Annotated in this window: 1 protein-coding gene, 1 tRNA gene and 1 pseudogene; all 3 read right to left on the reverse strand. The window is 63.7% G+C overall.

Features of this window, described 5'->3' with window-relative positions; all coding sequences use genetic code 11:
• Window positions 1-497, reverse strand: a pseudogene (locus tag RMO40_RS06825) (metallophosphoesterase); the annotation flags it as partial.
• 112 nt (window positions 498-609) lie between these two features.
• A tRNA-Ser gene (locus RMO40_RS06830) sits at window positions 610-702 on the reverse strand.
• A gap of 37 nt (window positions 703-739) precedes the next feature.
• Window positions 740-1,990, reverse strand: a 1,251-nt coding sequence (locus RMO40_RS06835) for an aspartate kinase (RefSeq protein WP_309718133.1), incomplete at its 5' end; no start/stop codon positions are given.

The raw sequence follows: 1,990 nt of genomic DNA on the forward strand, positions 1-1,990 counted from the left end.
TGGAGGTACGGGCCCTTGATGGTGGGGCCGACGTGGATGTCGCTGATCTGCGCGATAGTGAAACCCTGCAGCGCCAGTGGCAGGCCATGGATCGGCACTTCGACCGCCACGATGGCCGCGCGGCGACGGGCGTTCACGAAACCCCACAGCGTGGCCACGCCAGCCAGCACGGGCACGGCCCGGGCCGTCCACAGCGCAAGGCCGTCAATTCCAAAGACGCCCGCCAGCAGCAAGGTCGCGTCACGCAGCAAGGTCAACACCAGGAGCGACGAGAACATCCCCATGAACACAAAGCCAGCCCAGGCGGCTGCTTCGGACAAAGTCCGCTTGCGGATCAGGCGCCGTGCGAGAAAGCCGAGCGGCATCAACACCGCCGACAGGATGAGCACGGCACCCAGAACCCAGCCGGCCCAAGGCGTGGCGAGATCGGGAATCACCCGCCAGCCGATGTACAGGTGCAGCAGGGCGAGGACGAAGCTCAAGGGCAAGAACGGCATGGGGAAACACGCTCCGGGCGCGGTACGAAGAAGCGTAGATGCGTGCAGCCGGGCACCGTTCAATGAGCGGGCACAAAAAAGCCCCAACGAGTGGGGCTTCTTGCAAGGCTGGTGGAGGAGTCGGAGGGATTCGAACCCTCGATTCGCTTTTAAGGCGAATACTCCCTTAGCAGGGGAGCACCTTCGGCCACTCGGTCACGACTCCAGCACGAGGCGGCATTCTAGTTCAGAACTGCCGTCGATCAGGTTGTCTCTTGCTCCAGGTCGAAGGCTTTGTGCAACGCACGCACTGCCAGCTCCATGTACTTCTCGTCGATCACCACGCTGGTCTTGATTTCGCTGGTGGTGATCATCTGGATGTTGATGCCTTCTTCGCTCAGGCAACGGAACATCTTGCTGGCCACGCCCACGTGCGAGCGCATGCCGATGCCCACGATGCTCACCTTGCAGATCTTGGCGTCGCCCATCACCTGCGCGGCGCCGGTGTGCGGCAGCACGGTGTTCTTCAACACGTCGAGCGTGCGGGCATAGTCGTTGCGGTGCACGGTGAACGAGAAGTCGGTCTTGCCGTCGTGCGAGACGTTCTGGATGATCACATCCACATCGATGTTGGCCTCGGCCACCGGGCCGAGGATTTGGTACGCGATGCCGGGCTTGTCGGGCACGCCGAGCACGGTGACCTTGGCTTCATCGCGGTTGAAGGCGATGCCTGCGACAACAGCTTGTTCCATTTTTTCGTCTTCCTCAAAAGTGATCAGGGTGCCGGAGCGGGCTTCTTCGTCGATGTTGATGTCCCAGGGCGTGAAGCTCGAGAGCACGCGCAACGGCACACGGTATTTGCCGGCGAACTCGACCGAACGAATCTGCAGCACCTTGGAGCCCAGGCTCGCCATCTCGAGCATTTCTTCGAAGCTCACCGTGTGCAGGCGGCGCGCCTCGGGCACGATGCGCGGGTCGGTGGTGTAGACACCGTCGACGTCGGTGTAGATCAAACATTCGTCGGCCTTCATCGCCGCCGCCACGGCCACGGCCGAGGTGTCGGAGCCACCACGGCCGAGCGTGGTCACGTTGCCCTGCGGGTCGATGCCCTGGAAACCGGTGATGACGACGACCTTGCCCGCCGCCAGGTCGGCACGCACGCGGGTGTCGTCAATGCTCTGAATGCGGGCCTTGGTGAACGAGCTGTCGGTGGCGATGGGCACCTGCCAGCCGGCGTAGCTCACGGCCTGCATGCCCTCGGCCTGCAACGCGATCGACAGCAAGCCGACCGACACCTGCTCGCCGGTGGCCGCAATGGCATCGAGCTCGCGCAAGACGTCGTCTGACGCCAGCTCCGGCGAGAGCTCCTTGGCCAGGCCCAGCAGGCGGTTGGTTTCACCGCTCATGGCGGAAGGCACGACGACCATCTGGTGCCCGGCGCGGGCCCACTTGGCCACGCGTTTGGCGACATTGCGAATGCGCTCCGTGGAGCCCATGGAAGTGCCGCCGTATTT

This window comes from Rhizobacter sp., from assembly GCF_031412075.1.
Lineage (GTDB): Bacteria > Pseudomonadota > Gammaproteobacteria > Burkholderiales > Burkholderiaceae_C > Rhizobacter.